Annotated in this window: 21 protein-coding genes; 3 read left to right on the top strand and 18 right to left on the bottom strand. The window is 66.0% G+C overall.

The features are described 5' to 3' along the window. The coding region (locus BS38_RS0123310) for a CoA-acylating methylmalonate-semialdehyde dehydrogenase (RefSeq protein WP_028272917.1) at positions 1–1,251 on the bottom strand (1,251 nt) is incomplete at its 3' end. A gap of 304 nt (positions 1,252–1,555) precedes the next feature. Between BS38_RS0123310 and BS38_RS0123305 the strand changes: the two genes are divergently transcribed. Together BS38_RS0123305 and BS38_RS0123300 are read left to right on the top strand one after the other, a co-directional pair. Beyond that, complete coding sequence (locus BS38_RS0123305; RefSeq protein WP_028272916.1) at positions 1,556–2,362, top strand: exodeoxyribonuclease III; 807 nt, start codon at positions 1,556–1,558, stop codon at positions 2,360–2,362. A 10-nt stretch (positions 2,363–2,372) separates the two neighbouring features. Beyond that, positions 2,373–3,341: a hypothetical protein gene (locus BS38_RS0123300; RefSeq protein WP_028272915.1), complete on the top strand. Its 969-nt coding sequence runs from the start codon at positions 2,373–2,375 to the stop codon at positions 3,339–3,341. Here BS38_RS0123300 and BS38_RS0123295 read toward each other — a convergent pair. The 5 genes from BS38_RS0123295 to BS38_RS0123275 form a co-directional block, all read right to left on the bottom strand. After that, complete coding sequence (locus tag BS38_RS0123295; RefSeq protein ID WP_028272914.1) at positions 3,338–4,402, bottom strand: LacI family DNA-binding transcriptional regulator; 1,065 nt, start codon at positions 4,400–4,402, stop codon at positions 3,338–3,340. The genes BS38_RS0123300 and BS38_RS0123295 overlap by 4 nt on opposite strands. A 100-nt stretch (positions 4,403–4,502) precedes the next feature. Further along, the gene (locus tag BS38_RS0123290; protein ID WP_028272913.1) at positions 4,503–4,772 is read right to left on the bottom strand and encodes a hypothetical protein; all 270 of its coding nucleotides are present in this window, start codon (positions 4,770–4,772) and stop codon (positions 4,503–4,505) included. 8 nt (positions 4,773–4,780) lie between these two features. Further along, entirely contained in the window at positions 4,781–5,677 is an 897-nt protein-coding gene (locus BS38_RS0123285) for a carbohydrate ABC transporter permease (RefSeq protein ID WP_028272912.1), read from the bottom strand. After that, positions 5,674–6,711 (bottom strand): carbohydrate ABC transporter permease, encoded by a 1,038-nt coding sequence (locus BS38_RS0123280; protein WP_028272911.1) that lies wholly within the window; start codon positions 6,709–6,711, stop codon positions 5,674–5,676. The genes BS38_RS0123285 and BS38_RS0123280 overlap by 4 nt, the downstream gene beginning before the upstream one ends. A gap of 6 nt (positions 6,712–6,717) precedes the next feature. Next, a complete protein-coding gene (locus BS38_RS0123275; RefSeq protein ID WP_028272910.1) occupies positions 6,718–8,001 on the bottom strand; it encodes an ABC transporter substrate-binding protein in 1,284 nt (427 codons plus the stop codon). A 109-nt stretch (positions 8,002–8,110) separates the two neighbouring features. Here BS38_RS0123275 and BS38_RS0123270 point away from each other — a divergent pair, with 109 nt between their 5' ends. Then, positions 8,111–9,994: a glycoside hydrolase family 13 protein gene (locus BS38_RS0123270; protein WP_051629129.1), complete on the top strand. Its 1,884-nt coding sequence runs from the start codon at positions 8,111–8,113 to the stop codon at positions 9,992–9,994. Positions 9,995–10,032: 38 nt separating this feature from the next. On the opposite strand, the gene BS38_RS0123265 is transcribed toward BS38_RS0123270, so the two are convergent. From BS38_RS0123265 to BS38_RS0123210, 12 genes are all read right to left on the bottom strand, one after another. Further along, positions 10,033–10,644 carry a hypothetical protein gene (locus BS38_RS0123265; protein WP_028272908.1) on the bottom strand — a complete coding sequence of 204 codons (612 nt, stop codon included), beginning with the start codon at positions 10,642–10,644 and terminating at the stop codon, positions 10,033–10,035. After that, positions 10,641–11,204 (bottom strand): hypothetical protein, encoded by a 564-nt coding sequence (locus BS38_RS0123260; protein ID WP_231511435.1) that lies wholly within the window; start codon positions 11,202–11,204, stop codon positions 10,641–10,643. Before BS38_RS0123260 ends, BS38_RS0123265 begins: the two co-directional genes overlap by 4 nt. A gap of 101 nt (positions 11,205–11,305) precedes the next feature. Then, positions 11,306–11,689: a hypothetical protein gene (locus tag BS38_RS0123255; protein WP_028272906.1), complete on the bottom strand. Its 384-nt coding sequence runs from the start codon at positions 11,687–11,689 to the stop codon at positions 11,306–11,308. Next, on the bottom strand, positions 11,686–11,877 hold the full coding sequence (locus tag BS38_RS0123250) for a hypothetical protein (RefSeq protein WP_028272905.1): 192 nt from the start codon (positions 11,875–11,877) through the stop codon (positions 11,686–11,688). The genes BS38_RS0123255 and BS38_RS0123250 overlap by 4 nt, the downstream gene beginning before the upstream one ends. Further along, entirely contained in the window at positions 11,874–12,335 is a 462-nt protein-coding gene (locus BS38_RS0123245; protein WP_028272904.1) for an Asp23/Gls24 family envelope stress response protein, read from the bottom strand. The genes BS38_RS0123250 and BS38_RS0123245 overlap by 4 nt, the downstream gene beginning before the upstream one ends. A gap of 88 nt (positions 12,336–12,423) precedes the next feature. Next, positions 12,424–12,873, bottom strand: a complete 450-nt coding sequence (locus BS38_RS0123240; protein WP_028272903.1) for a hypothetical protein — start codon at positions 12,871–12,873, stop codon at positions 12,424–12,426. Positions 12,874–13,104: 231 nt separating this feature from the next. Further along, positions 13,105–14,700: a glycoside hydrolase family 68 protein gene (locus tag BS38_RS0123235; RefSeq protein ID WP_028272902.1), complete on the bottom strand. Its 1,596-nt coding sequence runs from the start codon at positions 14,698–14,700 to the stop codon at positions 13,105–13,107. Between the two features lie 539 nt (positions 14,701–15,239). Next, positions 15,240–16,829, bottom strand: coding sequence for a glycoside hydrolase family 32 protein (locus tag BS38_RS0123230; protein WP_028272901.1), 1,590 nt, complete (start codon positions 16,827–16,829; stop codon positions 15,240–15,242). Further along, positions 16,826–17,875, bottom strand: a complete 1,050-nt coding sequence (locus BS38_RS0123225; protein WP_043439873.1) for an ATP-binding cassette domain-containing protein — start codon at positions 17,873–17,875, stop codon at positions 16,826–16,828. The genes BS38_RS0123230 and BS38_RS0123225 overlap by 4 nt, the downstream gene beginning before the upstream one ends. Next, positions 17,872–18,807, bottom strand: a complete 936-nt coding sequence (locus BS38_RS0123220; RefSeq protein ID WP_028272899.1) for an ABC transporter ATP-binding protein — start codon at positions 18,805–18,807, stop codon at positions 17,872–17,874. The genes BS38_RS0123225 and BS38_RS0123220 overlap by 4 nt, the downstream gene beginning before the upstream one ends. Further along, entirely contained in the window at positions 18,804–19,838 is a 1,035-nt protein-coding gene (locus BS38_RS0123215) for an ABC transporter permease (protein WP_028272898.1), read from the bottom strand. Before BS38_RS0123215 ends, BS38_RS0123220 begins: the two co-directional genes overlap by 4 nt. An 11-nt stretch (positions 19,839–19,849) precedes the next feature. Then, a complete protein-coding gene (locus BS38_RS0123210; RefSeq protein ID WP_028272897.1) occupies positions 19,850–20,827 on the bottom strand; it encodes an ABC transporter permease in 978 nt (325 codons plus the stop codon). Between the last annotated feature and the right edge of the window lie 140 nt (positions 20,828–20,967).

Here is a 20,967-nt window from a genome sequence, read left to right as displayed (position 1 = left end):
GAAAATGGCCACGCCGTTCCCGAACTCATGCTCGCTGCAGAGCCGGAGGGCTTCGTCGTAGTCTTCGGCGCGGAGCACGCTGAGGACCGGGCCGAAGATCTCCTCCTTGTAGATCTTCATGTCCTTGGTGACGTTGTCGAAGAGCGTGGGGCCAACCCAGAAGCCGCCGTCGTAGCCGTCCACTGTTAGGCCGCGGCCGTCCGTCACCAGGGTGGCGCCCTCGTCCACGCCGGACTGGATGTAGCCTTCGATCCGTTCCTTGGCGGACGCCGCCACCACCGGCCCGAAGTCCGAGTCCTTGTCCAGGCTGTGGCCCACCCGGAGGTGCTTGACCCGTTCCTCCAGCTTGGACACCAGGGCGTCGGCCGTTTCCTTGCCCACCGGGACGGCGACGGAGATGGCCATGCAGCGTTCGCCGGCGGAACCGTAGCCCGCGCCCATCAAGGCATCCACGGCCATGTCCAGGTCCGCATCCGGCATGACCACCATGTGGTTCTTCGCGCCGCCGAAGCACTGCGCACGTTTGCCGTGGGCTGCCGCCGTGGCGTAGATGTACTGCGCGATCGGGGTGGAGCCCACAAAGCCGATCGCCTTGACCCGCTCATCCTCGAGCAGGGTGTCCACGGCTTCCTTGTCCCCGTTGACCACGTTGAACACGCCGTCCGGGACTCCCGCTTCGGTGAAGAGTTCAGCCAGGCGCAGGGGAACTGAGGGGTCCCGCTCCGAGGGCTTGAGGATAAATGCGTTGCCTGCGGCCAGGGCCGGGCCGGACTTCCACAGCGGAATCATGGCGGGGAAATTGAACGGCGTAATGCCGGCCACCACGCCGAGCGGCTGGCGCAGCGAATGCACGTCGATGCCGGTCCCGGCGTTGTCCGAGAACTCGCCCTTGAGCAGGTGCGGGGCGCCGGCGGCGAATTCCACCACCTCAATGCCGCGCTGGATGTCCCCCTTGGCGTCCGGGAGGGTTTTGCCGTGTTCGGAGGAGAGCAGCGCAGCGAGTTCGTCGATGTTCTCGTTCACCAGGTCCACGAACTTCAGCAGGATCCGGCCGCGGCGCTGCGGATTCATGGCGCCCCACTCCACCTGGGCCTTCTCCGCGCTGGCGATGGCGTTCCGGACTTCCTCGGCGCTGGCCAGCGGCAGCCTGGCCTGGACCTGCCCGGTGCAGGGATCGTAGACGTCGCTGAAGCGCCCCGAAGTGCCTTCAACCCGTTGCCCGTCTATGTAATGGGAAAGCTCGCGAACCATGGCGGAATGCTCCTTTGCATGTGACCTACATCATCCTGAAGCTGAATATACTCGGACTTCCTACTAAATTCCAGACTGCCGGCGCCGCCCGCGGAGGTGCGCCCACCTGCCTGCCCACCGCCGTCGGGTGCTGCCCTCGGGTGTCCTCGGCGCCGCCGTCGTGACCTTCTTTGGCGCCCCGACTCCCGGTCCCGGCCGCGAAACGCCCGTGTCTGCGCGCTTTCCAGGCGAAATAGAGTCACGACGGCGGCAAACAGCTGGGCTGGACAGATGCCGGGGCCCCAAGTTCGGTAAGTTAGGGACTGTGAAGATTGCTACCTGGAATGTGAACTCCCTCCGTGCCCGTGCCGACCGAGTGGAGGCCTGGCTCGAGCGCAGCGACTGTGACGTGCTGGCCATCCAGGAAACCAAGTGCAAGGACGAGAATTTCCCCTGGGAACTCTTTGAGCGCATGGGCTACGAGGTGGCCCATTTCGGCGTGAGCCAGTGGAACGGCGTGGCCATCGTCTCGCGCGTTGGGCTTGAGGACGTGGAACGCTCCTTCCTGGACCAGCCCGTCTTCGGCAAAAACGGCAAGGACCCCGTCCAGGAGGCCCGCGCCATCGGTGCCACCTGCGGCGGCGTCCGCGTGTGGAGCCTCTACGTTCCCAACGGCCGCTCGCTCGACGACGAACACATGCCCTACAAGCTCAGCTGGCTGGACATGCTGAAAACCCACGCCCAGACCTGGGTGGCCGACAACCCCGAAGCGCAGATCGCCCTGATGGGCGACTGGAACATCGCACCGCAGGACGACGACGTCTGGGACATCGACTTTTTCCGCGCCAACGCCATGACCCACGTCAGCGAACCCGAGCGGGCCGCTTTCCACGCCTTCGAAGCCGCCGGCTTCAGCGACGTGGTCCGGCCGCACACTCCGGGGCCGGGCGTCTACACCTATTGGGACTACACGCAGCTCCGCTTCCCCAAGAAGGAGGGGATGCGGATCGACTTCGTCCTGGCCTCCCCCGCCCTCGCCGCCCGCGTGACCGGGGCCTCGATCGACCGCGAGGAACGCAAGGGCAAGGGCGCCTCGGACCACGCTCCGGTCATCGTGGAACTGGCCGACTGATGGGGCCGCGATGACGGGCAACATCTACCGGGGCCAGGCGGGCCTGCCTTTCTCCTCCGCGCTGCGGATCTACGAGCCGCTCACCGCTTTTCCGGAGGACCAGCGCGCCGCGCTTCGGGCGGCGGGTGCCAGGACGGCATCCCGCGCAGCCGTGGAAAACGCTGAGCTGCAGGCGTCCCTCGGGCGGATCACCCGCCCCGGCGGCGACCCCTTCCCCACCGGGCGCACCGACCTGGTCCGGGTCATTCCGGCTCCCCCGGAGCCCAAGCAGCCCATTACGCCGAAGTCTTCCGGCGCTCCAGATGCGTCCGGAACGCCCGACGCCGGCGGGCCGGGTGACGCTGCCAGCGCCACCGCCGCTGCAGGCGCCGATAATGAAGAACAGGCTCTGCTGTACTGTCCCAGCCAGCTGGTGCTGCGGGCGGGACTGGCTGCGAACGCCCTTATGGAAGGTATCCACGGTCCGCTCGCTGAACTGCTGATTCCGGAAGAACAGCGCGACAAGCACCAGGAACGCATTGACCTGGTGAAAGCCCGCGAGGGCACCAGCCGCGTCCACACGCGGGCATCCACCTGGGGTATCCCGTTCAGCTGGTTCTCGCTCTTCCAGGAATCCGATCCCCAGGATGTGGTGGAGTCGGACGGGCGGATCGTCACTGTCCGGGTATGGGCACCGATCGGTGCAGCGCTGGAACGCGTGCGTTACGCCGTGGCCAACCTGGCCCTTGCAGCCCCCGACCTGGACATGCTGGACGACATGACCCAGCTGACCGAGTGGCTGGAACTCTTCCACCCCGGTTCCGTCGTGGAACTGGATTACGGTGCCGTGGCGGACAAGGTGTATCCGGATGAATCACCCATGGATGTGCGTTTGGGCATTGAATGCCTGGCCGAGGGAGACATGACCGGAGCCGCGGCAGCTTACCGCCGGCTGGCCTCGCGGTGGATTCCCATCAGGCAGCTGGCGCGCGCTTCCTAAGCCTGCTCACGGGACGGGGGCGGCGCCGTCGTCCTTCTGATGATCAGCTGATGGGGCGCAACCTGTGACTGGACTGCGCCAACGGTGCCGTCCAGTTCGTCCAGCAGCATCTTGGTCCCCAGTTCGGCCTGCTCGTCAGGCCGCTGCCTGACAGTGGTGAGCCCCATGGCGTCGGAGAAATCGTGATCGTCGATCCCGATGACAGACAGGTCCTCGGGTATCCGAACACCCATTTTGGTGGCTTCGAAAATGACCCCCATGGCCATCTCATCCGACGCGCAGAAAATGGCGGTGGGCTTCGGGCCGGGATCGGCCCACATCCTGGTGAACGCTTCCTGCCCGCTGCGGACCGTGAAGTCGCCCCACTCGTCCCATTCCGGGCGCACCGTCAGCCCGGACCCTGCCATGACGTCCTGGAACGCCTTGATGCGGACGCGGGGAACGTCGAAGTTGAGGTCGGTTTCGTCGTCGCCGTGCAGTAGCGCGATGTCCTTGTGGCCGAGGCTGATCAGGTGCCGGACGGCGGTGGACGCTGCGGCGTAGTCGTCAATGCCGATGTAGGGGCACTCCTCCACGTGCCCGCCGACCACCACCAGGGGAATGTCGATCTTCTGCAGGTGTTCAAGTTCCTCATGTGTCAACGCCATACAAAGCACCAGCAGGGCATCGATCTGCTTGTAGACCATGGTCTTGCTGAAGAGCCGCTCGCGGTTGCTGCCGTGGCCGCCCAGATTGAACAACGAGAGGTTGTACTGGCGCGCATGCAGTTCCCGGTCCGCGCCCTCGATCGCCTTGGAGAAGAACCAGCGGCTGACGAACGGCGCCAGCACACCGATGGTTTTTGTCCGCCCGGTGGCCAGGCCGGACGCGGAGGAAGATGCCACGTAGCCCAAAGCGCCGGCCACCTGGAGAATTTTTTCCCGGGTGGCCGGCGAAACCCTGGGCAGTCCGCGGACTGCGCGCGAGACTGTCGCTGTGGAAACCCCGGCTGCTGCGGCGACGTCCTCAATGCTGACGCCGGAATGGCCGCCCCGTTGAGCCCTGTCTGTTGTGCGTGCCACGGTTTCCCCTTGCTAGCTGTTCGCAGATTCTTGCTACCTGGGTGTTCCTGCGGCAACAAGCCAGTCTATTCCGCTTCAGCTTTGAGCCTTTGATCAGCTCCTATTTCTTACGTGTAGCGGTCCTGGCCGGCAGGCGGCGGCGGAGCCGCACCATCCCGTACAGCGCCACTAGCGTGGCCAGCAGGCCCAGCGCCCAGCCGAGGGCCGGCTGGGCGGTCACCTCCATCCAGACGGTGACCGCCAGCAGGACCACGGCCCAGAAGCCGAGGAAACCGATGATGATGTCGAAGTCCTCACCGGAGCGGGCACGCTTGTGCTCATTGCGAACGAGCCCCTGGTTCTGTTCCTTGCCTGTTGCCGAACCTGTCACGTGACGGATCACTTAACAGCGCCGGCGGTGAGGCCGGCAACAATCTTGCGCTGGAAGACCAGGACCAGGATCACCAGAGGAATGGTGACGATGGTTCCGGCGGCCATGATGGCCGTGTACGGAATCTGGTTTGGCTGCGCTCCGGCGAAGCTGGCAATTGCCACCGTCACCGGCTGGGTCGCGTCGCTGGACAGCTGGCTGGCAATCAGGAATTCATTCCAGGAGGAGATGAACGCCAGGATGGCCGTGGTAAAGATGGCCGGTGCCGCCAACGGCAGGATCACCTTCCGGAACGCCTGGCCCTGCGTGCAGCCGTCAACCCGTGCCGATTCCTCGAGTTCCCACGGCATTTCGCGGAAGAACGAGGTCATCGTGTAGACGGTCAGCGGCAGCACAAAGGAGATGTTCGGGATGATCAGCGCCTGGTAGGTACCCATCCAGCCGATGTTGGTGAAGAGCTGGAAAAGCGGGGTGATGAGGGCGACGCCCGGGAACATGGACGCCCCCAGGATGAAGCCCAGCACCAGGTACTTGAACCGGAAGTTCAGGCGGGCCAGGGCGTAGGCGGCGAAGACACCGATCAGCAGCGACACCAGCGTGACTACGACGCCGATGAAAATGCTGTTGAGCAGAGCCTGGCCGAACCTGTTGCCGAAGGACGTATCGAAGGCCGTATTGAAGTTATCCAGCGTGACATGGGTGGGCAGGATCGAGGTGTCGTAGGTGAAGCCCACCTCGCGGAAAGCAGTCACCACCATCCAGTATGCCGGCGCAAGGCACCAGATCAGGACTACGACGGCGCTGATGTACGTGCGTCCCTGCGCCCACTTCTCCCTGTTCTGGGCTGCCTTCCGGCCCCGGTCCTGCTGTGCCCTGAGGGCAGTGGTGGCTGTCCCGGCGCTCATTTCTTCCCCTTACCAGTGGCTCCGCTTTGCTCCACGACGTTCGCACCAAGGAAGCGCACAAAGATGAACGCAACCAGGAAGATGATGATGAACGTAATGGTGGACAATGCTGCCGCCGCGTTGAACCCTTGTCTGATTTGGTTGATCACCAGGATGGACAGCGTAGTGGTGTTGTTGGCACCGCCGGTAAGGATGTACGGGAGGTCGAACATCCGGAGTGCATCCAGCGTGCGGAACAGGACTGCCACCATCAGCGCCGGCTTGACCAGCGGAAGGGTGATCATCCGGAACCGCTGCCAGGTGGTCGCGCCGTCAACCTTGGCGGCCTCATAGACCTCCGCAGGAATCATCTGGAGGCCGGCCAGGATCAGCAGTGCCATGAACGGCGTGGTCTTCCAGACGTCTGCAATGATCACGGCCCACTTGGCCGGCCACTCACTGCCTGTCCACAGGATGGTGGTGTTGAACAGCTTGTTGGCGATGCCTTCGAAGGCGAAAATGAACAGCCAGAGCTTGGCGGTCACGGCGGTGGGAATGGCCCACGGAACCAGGACTGCTGCACGGACCAGGCTGCGTCCCCGGAACGTCCTGGCCATGATGAGGGCCATCCAGAAACCGAGGACGGTCTCCAGCGTCACGGTGACCACGGTGAAGAAGAACGTGGTGGCCGTGGCTGACCAGAACTGGGCACCGAGGGTTCCGGGCGGGCAGGCAACAGTTCCGCCACCAGGAGCGGAGCACTGCTGGGCCAGCCAGTTCACGTAGTTCTGGACGCCTGCCGGGCCGCCGGCTGTGAACAGCCCGGTGACCGGATCCAGGCCGGCGTCCTTCTGGAAGGACATCACGAGTGCGCTGATGATCGGGTAAACGATCACTACCGCCAGCGCGATGATGGTGGGGGCGAGGAGCCAGGAAGCCCACTTGCCCTGGCTGAGGATCTTGTTGTCCTCACCGACGCCCTTGGGTCCGTGATGGATCGGGGTACCGCCCGACGCCGGTGACTTTACCGGCGTCGGGCCCAATTCGGTTGACATGAGTGGCTACTGTCCCGCGCTAGCGGACTCGATGGACTTCTGCATGTCAGACAGTGCGCTTTCCACGGTCTTCTCTCCCTTGATGGCGGAGTAGGCATTTTCCTGGATGGCCTTGGTAACCGCCGGGTAGAACGGCGATACCGGGCGCGGCACGGCGTTCTCGATGGAGGTCTTCAGGACCGGAAGGTACGGCAGCTTGGCGACGAGTTCCTTGTCCTCGTACAGGCTACCGAGCACGGGTGCCAGCGAACCCTGGGTGGCGAAGAACTTCTGCTGCTCTTCGGCCGTCAGGAACTTCACGAAGTCGAGGGCAGTGGCCTTGTTCTTGGAGTACACGCTCACAGCCGCGCTGTGACCACCAAGCGAGGAGGCACCGGGACCGTCCGCACCGGGCAGTGCGGTCATGCCCAGGACATCCTTGACCTTGGACGATGCTTCAGTGGTGGCCAGGTTGTACACGTAAGGCCAGTTGCGGTGGAAGAGAAGCTTGCCGTCCTGGAATGCCTGACGTCCTTCCTCTTCCTGGTAGGTGATGGCTTCCTTCGGGATGTTGCCGTCCGCGTAGGCCTTCGCCAGGTTCTCAAGGCCGGTCTTGGCTTCCGGAGTGTTCAGGCTCGGCTTGCCGTCCTTGTCCAGCACGGAACCGCCGAAGGAGTTGATCGCCTCGGACGCATTGACGGTGAGGCCTTCATACTTCTTGAACTGGCCCGCATAGCAGCCGATGTTGTTGGCCTTGGCGACGGAGCACATCTGCATCATCTCGTCCCAGGTCTTGGGCGGAGTGGGGACGAGATCCTTGCGGTAGTAGAGGATGCCGCCATCGGAAGACACCGGTGCCGCGTAGAGAGTGCCCTTGTAGGATCCTGCCTCAATGGTGGGCTCCAGCATCCCCTTTGTGTCTACCGCCATCTTGTCCTTCAGCGGCTGCAGCCAGCCCTTGGCGGCGAACTCGGCGGTCCACACAACGTCGACGCTGGCAACGTCGTAGTTCGGGTTCTTTGCCTGGTAATTCTGGACCAGGTCATCGTGCTGCTGGTCAGCGGCGTCGGTCTGCTCCTTGAACGTGACCTTCTCGTTCGGGTGCGCAGCGTTCCATTTCTCAATGAGGGGGCGGACAACGTTGCTGTTGTCCTTGCCCTGGACGTAGGTGATGGGGCCGCGGCCATCGAGGCCTTGTTCAGCGTCGCCGCCACCCCCGCCCGTGGTGCCGCCTCCGCCTCCGCAGGCGGAGAGCGTTAATGCTAGAACGCCGGCGGCAGCGGCCGGCAAAAGGAACTTAGGGGATTTCATAAAGGAGACTCCTCGCTGAGTGTCGAGCAAAATCGGCGGTGCGGTTGAAGTGGTGCCCATCACACTAGTAACGTTGCGGTGAGAAATGCAAGCGTTTACACCGAAGTTTATGGAAAGGATATCTGTGGCACACAGCCCAGTCCCGACAGGCGGTTCCTCGATTCCGACGTGGTGGGCCAGCGCCGTCGTGTACCAGGTCTACCCGCGGTCCTTTGCCGATGGCAACGGAGACGGGATGGGCGATCTGCTCGGTGTAACGGCGCATTTGGATTACTTGCAGCGGCTAGGCGTTGATGCCGTGTGGCTGTCCCCGTTCTACAAATCCCCGCAGGCCGATGCCGGCTATGACGTGGCGGATTACCGCCAGGTGGATCCGCTTTTCGGCACCCTGGCGGACTTCGACGGGATGTTGCAGAAAGCTCACGGGCTGGGCTTGAAGGTCATCGTTGACCTGGTCCCCAACCACACCTCGGACGAACACGTCTGGTTCCAGGCGGCACTCGCCGCGCCTCCGGGTTCACGCGAACGCGACCGGTACATGTTCCGGCAGGGCAGGGATTCCGTCCCCGGCTCGGGCGACGGCGATCTGGCACCCAACAACTGGAAATCCATCTTCGGCGGACCGGCCTGGACCCGCGTTACGGAGGCCGACGGCAAGCCCGGCCAGTGGTACCTGCACCTTTTCGACACCAAGCAGCCGGACCTGAACTGGGACAACACCGAGGTCCAGGAGGAAATGCGCTCCGTGCTGCGGTTCTGGCTGGACCGGGGCGTGGACGGCTTCCGTGTGGACGTGGCCCACGGCATGGTCAAGGAGGCGGGCCTGCCGGACTGGGAGGGCTCCGCGGCGATGGTGGAAGGAGCCAGCGAACTGCCGGGCGAGGCCCACGGCGGCCACACCGAGGCCGAAGAGCCGCACCGCGCCCACGCTGCCGCTGCCGCAGCCGCCGCCGCAGCAGCCGGCAACGAGCACCAAGTCGTTTCGCCGCTTTACCCGCCGTCGCCCTTCTTTGACCAGGACGGCGTGCACGACATTTACCGCGACTGGAACCGGGTGCTGGCGGAATACGACGGCGACCGCATGATGGTGGCCGAGGCGTGGGTGGAACCGGCGGAGCGGCTGGCACGGTACGTCCGGCCCGATGAAATGCAGCAGGCATTCAACTTCGACTTCCTGCTGGCCGGCTGGGATGCGGAGCGGACGGCCGCGGCCGTTGAGGATTCGCTGCGGGCTGCCGCCACGGTGGGTGCCACGACAACCTGGGTCCTCAGCAACCACGACACGGTCCGGCACACCACCCGCTTCGGCCTGAAGGACCCCACCACGTTCCCGAAGGGCATCGCTGCCGAGGACGAACAGCCCGACGCAGGGCTGGGCCTCGCGCGCGCCCGGGCTGCCACCATGGTTTCACTCGCCCTCCCCGGCTCGGCGTACCTCTACCAAGGGGAGGAACTGGGCCTTCCGGAACACACGACAGTGCCCGCCGAGGCCCGCCAGGACCCTACCTTCTTCCGAACCGACGGCGTAGAGCGGGGGCGCGACGGCTGCCGTGTGCCGCTCCCGTGGAAGGCTGCCGAGCCAGGCTACGGTTTCGCGTCCGGGTTCACCGGCAGCACGCCGGCCGCCCCCTGGCTGCCCCAGCCGGAATCCTTCCGTAAGCTGGCCGCGGACCGGCAGGACGGCGTCGACGGTTCCACCCTGGAGCTGTACCGTGCCGCGCTGGCACTCCGCAAGGAACACCGGCTGGGCGCAGGAAGCTTCCGCTGGGCCGCCACGCACGCCCCCGCGGAGGGCGTGCTCGCCTTCGAGAACCGGGACGTCCTGGTGGTCGCCAACATGGGCATCGCGGCGGCCGCGCTGCCGGACGGCTACCGGATTGCCCTTGCAAGCAGTCCGGAGGCCGTGGCGGGAACCCCGGCTGAACCCGCGGCGGGGCCGGGAGCCGCGCGGAAGCTTGCGCCGAACTCGGCCGCCTACCTCGTGGCGATCTAGCTGGGGCGATCTAGCTGGTAGTGATCTAGCTAGCGCAGCTAGCGGACGCGTTCCGCGCGGCTGAACCGGGAGCGGGCGCCGGTGCCGATGTGGATCAGCACCGGGACGCGCTTGCCAACGACGGCGTCGAGCGCCTCCACGAGGGCCGACACATCGGCGGCGAGGAGGTGCGGGGCCACGCCCTGCCTGGGCTGCAGCCGGATCTTCAGCGCGGGCTCGCCCCTGACCTCGTAGGTGGCCACGGTTGCTCCGGCCAGGTCCTGCCGTTCGGCCAATGCGGCCCGCAGCGCCTGCTCGGCAACGCCGCCGCCGATCCGCACATTGCCGGGGAGGCCCTCGGCGTCGTCCTCGGCAAGGATAAGGCTGGAGCGGCCTTTGCCCTGCTGGGCCACCCAGGCGACCATCAAGGCAATGAGCACTGCGAGCAGCAGCGCAAGGACCGCCCAGAGCCAGCTCTCCTGGCGGCCGGGAATGCTGGTGCGCTGCAAGAGCTGGCTCATTCCGTTCCACACGCCGGCGGACCACTGCTGCCACCATGATGCCGCCGCGGGGACGGTGGCCAGCGCAACCAGCAAGAGTCCGACGGCGAGCAGTTTCAGTCCGAGGATTCCGATCAGGATCCTGTTCAGCGTCCTGGGGGTGTTGTTCATGCCCCGATCACTCCTGACGTAGCCACATTGACGCGCACTTCGGGCATCGGTTCCGGAGCCATGTCCCGCAGCTCGTCGAGCACGGCTGCCAGGACGGCGTTTTCGCTGACCGGCACCCCGGAGGTGGGCCGCACGTTGACTACCACCTGTCGCTGGGACACCACCACCATCACCTGTTCCTGCGTGACGTTTGCTGCCAGCCGGGCACGGCGGGCCAGTGCGGAGGCGATCACTTCGTCGTCGGCCACCACTCCGGCGCGGCGGTCCGGAAGCAGGTGCCGGGCGCGGCGGCCGGGCAGCACGGCGTTGAGGAAGAAGAACAGACCCGCCATGGCCGTCACGGCACCGATGGCGCCGAGCAGCAGCGGGGGTATGCCCTGCGGGAGCGCGATGATGCGTTCCGCGGCGGTCTGCGGATCGATGAGCCACGGCGGCTGCCCGATCGCACGGACTCCGGCTTCGAGGAGGCCGTAGCCGCACAGGATGATCACCAGGACAGCAGCGATTCCGGCCACCCCTGCACGGGATGAGCGTGTTTCGCGGTCCAGGATCCGGCGCATGCCGGCGCCCCGGGGATCCGGGGTACTGCCGGCGGAGACTGCGCCGGATTCGCCGTTCCCTGCTGCGTGGCTGCCGTTTGAGCGGACGTCGGTGCCATTGTTCACTGGACCCGTCCCCCTTCGCTGATGGCGGCGCCGCTGATGCGGATGTCCACCCGGCTCAGCTGCGCCCCGCTAAGCTCCGCAACGCGGTGCAGGACCACGGATCTGGCTGCGACTGCGCGGTCCCGGATGGATCCGCCGAAGCCGGCGACGCGGCCGGGGTCGCGCAGCACCGTGGTGAGCGGCGGAATCCTGATCGGGAGGACCAGCGAGAGGGCCAGCAGGCCGTCGTCGTCGGACCAGTCCGCCCGGACGTCGTGTGCCGGGACGCCCAGCGCCTCAGCGGCGGCTGCCCGGGCAAGGCTGGTGAGCGCCTGGGTGCTGATGCGGTTGTGACCGGCCATCACGGACCCGCCGGTCACGGTTCCGGCCGCGCTGCTCATGAGGACGAGCGCCGGCCGGTGATGGCGTCGAACACGCTGCGCAGGTCAAGTTTCCCTTCCGCGGCACGGCCAAAGAGGGCTCCTATCCCCATGAAAAGCAGCGAGACCAGGAAACCCCAGACGCCGAACTGGAAAGACATAAAGGCCACGAAGGCGCCCACTGCAATTCCCACTACGGTCAGGTTCACTGGATGGCCTCCCTTTCGGTCCGGGCTTCCACGGGCAGTCCGGGCTTTGCCGGACCCGCCACGTAGACGTCATTGATCTCCACGTTTACCTCGATGACCTGCAGGCCCACGAGCTCTTCGACGGCGGCGTACACGGCCGCGCGGACCTGGTTTGCCAGCGAGTGCAGCGGCGTCCCGTAAACGGCCACGAGGTTGATGTCCACTGCCACCTGCGTCTCGCCGACCTCTGCGTGGACGCCGGCGGCGTGGTCCGAGCTGCCGACGGCGTCCCGGATGGCCCCCAGGGCGCGGGACGGACCGGTGCCGAGCGAATAGACCCCCGGAACGGCCCGGGCGGCGATGCCTGCGACCTTGGCAACGGCCGTTTCGGAAATGACGGTACGTCCGGTGCCGGCCGTCAGGGCAACGGCTGGATCAGCGTGGGCCCCCGGCGCGGGATGTGGGTTCTGGTATTCCATCAGGCACTCCCCTTCTCTTGAACACCACCCTATCCCTTGGCCGCGACAAGCGGCCGGACGCCGGTGAAAATCGCCAGGCCGGAATCCGCTATTTGCAGTTGGCGGCGAGCCAGCCGGTAACAGGGGCCATGGCGGCTTCGAACTTTCCGCTGGAGTACACCGTCTGGTCACTCAGCCCGGCCACGGCCACCTCATTCAGGTGGGCGAAATCGGCCTTGAGCTCGTCCGGAACGCGTCCGGCAGTGTCGCTGAGCTCCGCTTTGAGCTGTTCCAGTTCCGCGGTTTTGCCCTGCGCGGCCGAAAGCGGGAACAGCGAGGCGCCGGTGGCCTGCTGGGAGATGGTGGTGCACGCCTCCGCCGCTGAGGCAAAGTCCCCGTACGGCCCGGAGCTTTTGGTGGGGGTCGGGGTCGCCGTTACCGCGGCGGTCGCGGCAGCGGACGACGACGGCGCGCTGCCGGCTTCGGGCGCGGAGCATGCGGTGAGCGCCAGTGCGGCGAGGAGGGCGGCTGCGGTCAGAGGGCGTGAGAGGTTGTTCAAGAGTCACTTTTCTGGTCGAGATTGTGCCGCCCGTTCCGTTTCCGGCTTCAGGCGGCGATGGCGTTCTGTCCCCGGCGTGCGAGTCTAGCCCGGATGGCCTCCGGGATCCCAAGCGGCGGGCGGAAGGTCAGTACCTATATAAGGGCTATGAGGGCGCAAAAGCAGCAGGGGCGCCCGGATGAGTTCCGGACGCCCCCGCTGCTACTGCTGGTGTTGGGTCCCCCGTGCGGGTTACTTGTAGAGCCCCTCGCCGCCAACCTTGACGTTCGTGGGCAGGTAACCGAACGGACCGAGGCCGTTCTTGCCGAAGGTGCGGTCTACCTGGGACACGCCGTCACGGAAGTTGATCTTCACGGTAGGCGAGAGCGAGCCGCCGCGGACGCCGTTCACGTTGTCGATGAAGGACTGCACCAGGCCACCCGGCTGCACGTAGTGCGAGTAGGCTTGGAACTGACGGCCGTTCTGGCTCGGAGTGGGTGCCTCCGGGGACTCGGACGGAAGGTTCAGGTCCGTGGGCGAGCCCAGGGCCAGTCCGCTGTTGTTCATCGGCTGGTAGTCGGAGCGGATGCCGTCACCGACGAAGCCGTAGACGCCGTCGGGGCCGCGCATGCCGGCCGCATAGGTGAACTGGTGGCTGATGGTGAACAGGTAGTACTTGTTCTTGCCGCCTTCATTCTGGATGAAGATCTGGGGACGCTCGGTCTGGTCGTTGACGCAGTTGGCCGAGAGGACCGGCGGCAGGAAGGACCATTTGGTCAGGTCCTTGTTGTCTGCCACGGCCAGCCCCACGTTGGCGGTCTGGTAGTAGGCGCCGCTGCTGTTGACCTCGTTGAGGCTCTCGGCGTTCGGGTCGCCGGCTTTGTAGCCCAGGTCCTCGGGCTTGCACTCGTATTCGCCCCGTTTGCCGCCGGTGTTGCCTTCGAAAACCATGAAGGTCTTGCCCGGGTGGGCGGGGTCGGCGAAAGTGTACGGGTCGCGGAAGGCGAAGCCCGGGTTCTGTGCCTTGTTCTGGTACATCTTGCCGTCCGGTTCCAGCAGCTTGGTGTGCTTGAAGCCGTCGAAGGTGACGCCGTTCTTGTCGGCGTGGATGTTGCCGAGCGCCTTGGCAATGGCAGCGTCCGGGGCGATGCCGCCGCCGCCCGCGTTGCGCTCGGCAACGTCGTAGAACGTGGTGGCCGTGTAGAACACGTTGACCTGGTTGCCCTGCATCAGTCGGGTGGAACCGGACCATTCGGTGTTGCCGATGGAGGTGTTGTCCAGGAACAGGTGTCCGCCGTAGTTCCACTTGTCCTTGGCCGGGTCGGCGTTGGTCTTGCGGAAGAAGTAACCGATCCGGGCGTTCCAGTGGCGCTGGTCGAAGCCGTAGCCGGCGTGCCTGTCAGCCACCAGGGAGAAGATGACGTCATAGCCCTTGTAGCTGATCTGGTTCGCATTTTCGTCGGTGAGGGACCAGGTATCCCAGACCCAGACGTCGTCGTTCATGGCGGGGAAATCCTCGGGGATCTCCGGCATGGTGACATCCGGGCTCATGGAGTTCTGGCCGGGCGTGACGGTGGAGTCGCTCTGCGCCATGATCTGCTTGGCATCGGCGCGGGTCCACTTTGAGGTGAACTCCGCCGCCGGGTCATAAGCCTTCTGGCTGTGATCGGTGGGCAGCGGGAAGCCGGGCGTGGGTGCCGGCATCTGCTGGGTGGCGGGCGGGTCCGAGGGTTCGTTGGCCTGGGCCGAGGGAACCGCAAGGAAGGCGGAAGCCGCCACGGCCGTTGCCAGTGCTGCGGCGGCAGGGCGCCACCGCAGCATCCGGTGTGTATTGGGGTGCTTGTGCATTTATTGCTCTTCTCGCGGAGTTGAGACCATTCGTGGAAGACGGGCGTCTGCCCTCATTCCCCGAAACTCCGGCGTTCCCGACGACACGGCAGGCGTCATCGAGGACGCCTTTGTGTCGAGGGGGACGGGGCTTGGGTAGGGCCCCGGAAGGCGCTTCGGAAAGGAACCCTTTCCTGCGCCGGTCTCTACGCTGGCACGCATAAGCAGGCTTATCAAACCGTGTTTCGAGCGGCTAAAAACCGAGTTTCGCTCCATTTGTGCAAGCGCTTACATTGCCCATTGCGCGCGCGTGCCACATCCCGTTTTTCGAGTCAAATGTTGCGCCATAAATCAGATTTAGTGTGAAAAGTCACCCGCTGGCCACCCGCAATTCACCTCCGGGCGGCGGGCGGAACGGGTTCACCGGGAGCCTGTCCATTCAGATCGCCTCTGATCTCGGACGTGCCATCGAGTGCTCCGTAGCGGCCCTTATGGAGCCCCAAAAGGGCCGCTACGGAGCAATCGACGGGGTTTATAGCGGTTTTTGGCGGTTTTGGGGCCTAGGGAAACAGCGGGCGCGGGCCGGCGAAGACTCCTTCCATCCGCCAGGCGTCCAGCTGGAGCAGCCTGACCGTTCCGGTGGCCGACAACCGGACCTTCTGGCCGCCGAGGGTCGGGTAGGCGCGGGCCGTCAGCGGCTTTCCGTTGGCGAAGACCTCCAGCGCCGAGCGGTCCACCAGCACGCGCAGGTGCAGCTTCCCGCCGGGCAGCCGGACGGGGCCTGACTTCTCCCCGGTGTCCACCGTATGGTCGAGGCTGGTCCGGGAACGGTCAAGAAGCACGTAGGAGTGCGAAAACCCGCCGGTGCCCACGTCGCAGCCAATTTCGATCACCGTTTCCTCGGCCGGCTCCGGGTCCTGGGCGAGTGCCGGGTCCTGGGCGAGTGCCGGGTCCTGAACTGGCCAGCTCCCCAGGACACCCAGCCGGAAGAAACTCCCCGGCTCTAATTCCAGCTCCAGTTCAAGGTCCAACTGGTTACCGGACACGCTGGTCAGGACATCACTCGCGCCAACCGTGCGGGGACCGACGCGGACATGGTCCCGCCGCAACGACTCCAACTCCGGCACCGGAGCGAAAGCCAGCTCGCCATCGGGGTCCAGGGTGGCCAGCCGCGGCAGGCTCATCACGCCCGACCAGCCGGCCTCCACCATGGCGGCGTCGGTCCGGCCTTCCTGCAGCCAGCCGAACATCACCCGGCGTCCGGACTCGTCCACGAAGGACTGCGGGGCATAGAAGTAGCGGCCGCCGTAGTCCAGCCGGTGAAGGTCCCTCGGGGTGTACGAATCTCCCGCATAGCGGCCGGTCCAGTACAGCGGATGACGTGTATCGCCGTCGTGCCACGCCGAGAAGACCAGCACGTCGGTAGCGTCACCCGGAGAACCGTCACCCAGCGCCCCGCCGCCCGCGCGGAACAGGTCCACACACTCCCACATGGTGCCCTGCCAGTCCGTGGCGGCCGGATGGCCGGAGGCGGCGTCGCCGATGAACAGCGGACCGATGTAGTCCCAGCGGCGGAGGTCGGCCGACTCGTACAGGAACGCCGTCCCGCCGCGGCCGCGGATGCCCGACCCCACGAGCTGGCGCCACACCGGGCCTTCCCGCCAGACGCAGTGGTCGCGGTAGGCGGTGATGTCCACCCCGGCCGGCGGCGCAGGGATCACGGGGTTTTCGGGGGCCTTGGTCCAGTTCAGGAGATCCGGTGAGCCGACCGCCACGCAGGGCAGCTCCCGTTCCCCGTGCCGGCCGGAGTACACCAGGGTGGGCGTGCCGCCGTCGTCCACCAGCACACCGGACCAGCAGCCGTCGGCGTCCGGGCCGGCGGAGGGCTCAAGCGCCACAGGCTGGTCGGCCCAGTTGACCAGGTCGGTGCTGGTGGCATGGCCCCACAGGATCCGGTGGTGGAAGGCGCCCTCCGGGTTGTACTGGTAAAAGAGGTGGTAGGTCCCGTTCCATTGGCTCACGCCGTTGGGGTCGTTGAGCCAGCCTGCGGGTGAGACGAAGTGGAAGCGCGGCCGGTGCGGGTCTGCCTCGGCTCTTGCCACCAGCTCATGCTGCGGCACCGTGGCCAGCGGGTGGGTCAGTTCGGTCATGCGGAGGCCTTGTCTTCTGGAAGGGCGTCGAGGGGCTCGGCGGACAGGGCGTGGCTCGCCGCCGTGGCCGGAGGCCGGTAGAGGTGGCAGCGCACCCAGTGCTCGTTCGCCGGGTCTCCCACGCGGTGCCGGACGGGTTCGGTGGCGGAACAGCGCTGCTGCGGGTCGCCGTCGAACGCGCACGACACCGATTCCATCACCGCCGCGCGCAGGGCGGCACGCTCGCGCGGATCGTAGGATCCGGTGCGGGCGGGGTCCGGTACGGCCGAAACCAGCAGCCGCGTGTAGGGATGGGCCGGGTTGGCCATCAGGTCCAGCGATTCGCCCTCCTCCACCAGTTCCCCGGCGAACATGACGGCGATCCGGTCCGCGAGGTAGCGGGCGGAGGCGAGGTCGTGGGTGATGTAGAGCATCGAAATGCCCTGCTCGTCGCGGAGCTTCCGCATCAGGTTGAGGATGCCGATCCGCACGGAGACGTCGAGCATGGACGTGGGCTCGTCCGCCAGGATCACTTCCGGTTCGACCGCCAGCGCCCGGGCAATGGCCACGCGCTGCCGCTGACCGCCGGAGAGCTCGTGCGGGTAGGAATTGAGCATGTCCGGGGTAAGTCCCACGGTGGTCATCAGCTCATCGAGGCGGGTCCGCAGCTGCGCCGGTGTGCCGGCCTTTCCGTGCAGGGTCAGCGAACGGGTGAGGAAGTGTTCGATCCGGTGTACGGGGTTGAGAGAGCCGAAGGGATCCTGGAACACCATCTGCAGCTGCGAGCGGTATTCCCTCGATGCTTGGAAGCGGTCCCTTTTTAGCACGTCCGTGCCATTAAGCCGGATCTGGCCCTCGGTGGGCTTTTCCAGCCGCGCGATGCAGCGGGCAAGGGTGCTCTTGCCGGACCCGGACTCCCCCACGAGCGCCACGATCTCGCCCTTCCGGATGGCGAGATCCACGCCGCCGAGGGCACGGACCGAGGCGCGGGAAAACAGGCCGCCGCTATGGAAGTCCTTGACCAGGCCCTTCACTTCGAGGGCAGCTGTATCACTGTGCCTGCTCATGACGATGCTCCTTGGAGGACTGGAAGGGGCGAAACGAAGTGTCCGGGCGTGACTTCCTGGACGTCGGCGATGTTGCTGAACTTCACGCCGTCAGCCAGGCCTGTCAGCGGAACCCGGGGTCCGGTGAGCGGCGGGAACGCCCCCATCAGGGCCTGCGTGTAGGGGTGCAACGGGGCGGCGTGGATGTCCCTGGCCTTGGCGGTCTCCACGATCCGGCCGCCGTACATCACGGCCATCCGGTGCGAGAGCTCCACCATGAGGGACATGTCGTGCGTGATGAACAGGACGGAGAAGCCCAGTTCGCGCTGCAGTTCCTTGATCTGGGCCATGATTTCCTGCTGCACCACCACGTCCAGCGCAGTGGTGGGCTCATCGAGGATCAGCAGCGACGGCTTGAGCGCAACAGCCATCGCGATGACGGCGCGCTGCCGCATGCCGCCGGAGAGCTGGTGCGGGTAGGACTTCAGCCGGGCGGGATCGATGCGGACGAGTTCGAGCAGTTCGGCTGCCCGCCGGAGCGACTCCTTCCGGGTGTAGCCGGCGTGGGTGGTGTAGATATCCACGATCTGGTGCCCGATGGTCATCACCGGGTTGAGAGAATTCATGGCCGACTGGAACACCATGGCCACGTCCTGCCAACGGAAGCGGCGGAGCTCTTCCTGCCCCATGGCCAGGACATCCTTGCCGCCAAAACGGATGCTGCCGCCGGCGATCTCCGCCGGGTCGCGGAGCAGCCGCATGATGGCGTTGGCGATGGTGGACTTGCCGCAGCCGGATTCCCCGGCCAGCCCGAAGATTTCGCCGGTGCCGATGCTGAAGGAAACACGGTCGACGGCGGTGGTGGAGCGGGTGTCGCCGCGGTACTTCACGGTGAGGTCCTTGATTTCCAGGACAGGTTCGTGCGACCCGAAGGAGGTCTGGGAGACGGTCATGCCGATGCTCGCTTTCGGGGTTTTGCGGGTTTGGAGGCGGGCTTGGTTTTCCGGATCTTCCGCAGCTGTATTTTCCTCAGTCGAGGGTTCGTAACCTCGTCCACCGCGTAGTTGATCAGCGACAACGAAAACGCCACCAGCGCGATGCACAGCCCGGAGGGCACGAACACCCACCAGCTGCCGGTAAGCAGGGCTCCCTCGTTGCCGGCCCAGTAAAGGTTGTTGCCCCAGGAGACGGTGCTGACGTCACCCAGCCCCAGGAATTCGAGGCCCGCCTGGGCGCCGATGCCGTAGATGATGCAGGCCAGGAGAGTGCCCATCACAATCGAGGCCATGTTGGGCAGGATTTCCCGGAACATGATCCGCAACGGCCGTTCGCCCGTGACCACGGCCGCGGCCACGAAGTCCTTGGACCGGATGGACAGCGCCTGGGAGCGCAGCACCCGGGCCGAACCGGCCCAGCCGGTGACCACCAGGACAAGGATCACGGTGCCCAGGCCGGGCGGCAGGAACGCGGCCAGGATCACCAGGAGCGGCAGCCCGGGCAGCAGCAGGAACACGTTGGTGGTGAGGGACAGCGCCTCGTCGATAAACCTCCCGAAGTAGGCCGAGGCCAGGCCCACCAGGATGCCGATGAACGTGGAGGCGAAGCCAACGGTCAGGCCCACGAACAGGGAGCTGCGGGCACCGTGGATAGTCAGCGCCAGGACGTCCTGGCCCTTGGCCGTGGTGCCCAGCCAGAACTCCGCATCCGGCTCCTGCGATGCCATGCCGGTGATCTTGGAGGGGTTGTCCGGGTAGAGGACGGGGGCCAGCAGCGCCAGGGCGATGAAAATGAACAGGATGGCTGCGCCGGTCATGGCCTTCTTGTTGGTCAGCAGGCCGTGCAGCAGGCTGCGGTTGGGCCTGCGGACGGAGGCTCCGGGCGGGAGTCCGGTGCCGCCGTCGAGCGTTCCAAAACTGGCACCGGGGCCGCCGGCGGGAGTCTCCCCCGGCAGGGTGGAAGCGGTGGTTGCGATGGACGTGGTCATGTCCGTCCTTCCTAGTTGGCGCGCACGCGCGGGTCGAGGCGGACGTAGAGGATGTCCACGAGGAAGTTGGCCAGCAGCACGGCAGCGGTGATGGTCAGGAAGAGCCCCTGCATAAGCGGGTAGTCGAGGCCCTGCACGGCGTTGAGGAGCTGGTAGCCCACGCCGGGGTACGCGAACACCACTTCGGTCAGCAGGGCACCGCCCACCACGAAGCCCAGGCTCATGCCGAAGCTGGTGACGGACGGCAGCATGGCGTTGCGGGCGGCGTAGCGGAACATGATCCGGCCGGGGCGCAGGCCCTTGGCCTCGGCCATGGTGATGTAGTCCTCGGCATTGGTGGCGATCATGGTGTTGCGCATGCCGAGCATCCAGCCGCCCACCGAAACCAGCACGATGGTGAGGGCCGGCAGCACCAGGTGCATCCCGACGTCGGACATGAACTCCCAGCTGAAGCTCGGCTCAATCGTGTCGCTGAACGCGTGGCGGATGGGGAACCAGCCCAGCGTGACGCCGAACAGGTAGAGGGCGCCCATCGCGAGCCAGAAGTACGGGAAGGAGCCGATGAAAATCAGGAGCGGAGGCAGCGCCGAGTCGATCGCCCCGCCGCGCCGCCACGCGGCCAGGATGCCGAGCAGGTTGCCCACGACGGCGGCAATCACCAGCGCGGTCCCGCCCAGCAGGAGGGTCCAGCCCACCTGCGAGGCGATCACTTCGGTGACCGGCGTCGGGAAGCGGGAGATGGAGACACCCATCTGCCCGGTGACCATGTTGTGCAGGTAGTCGACGTACTGCTCCCAGATGGGGCGGCTGTCCACGCCGAGCAGCTTGCGGAGGGCCTCGATCTGTTCGGGCTGCATGCGGTCCTGGGTGCGGGCGAACATGCGGGATACGGGGTCTCCCGGCATAAAGCGCGGGAGGAGGAAGTTCAAAGTGATGGACACCCAGAAGGCGATCAGGTAGAAACCCAGGCGGCGCAGGATAAAGCGCACGGTTTCCCTCCATTCGGGAAGTGCGGAAGTTTGGGAGGTGCACACCCGGCGCCGGCAACAGCGCCGGGTGTGCGGGGAAAGTGGAGGCCCACGCTGCCGAGGGGCCCCAAACGAGCTCGCGAGTTTGGGGAGGCAGCGGG

This window comes from Arthrobacter sp. UNC362MFTsu5.1 (assembly GCF_000685965.1).
Taxonomy (GTDB): domain Bacteria; phylum Actinomycetota; class Actinomycetes; order Actinomycetales; family Micrococcaceae; genus Arthrobacter.
Note: the sequence above shows the minus strand (reverse complement) of the source record. Positions and strands in the feature narration are given on the sequence as shown.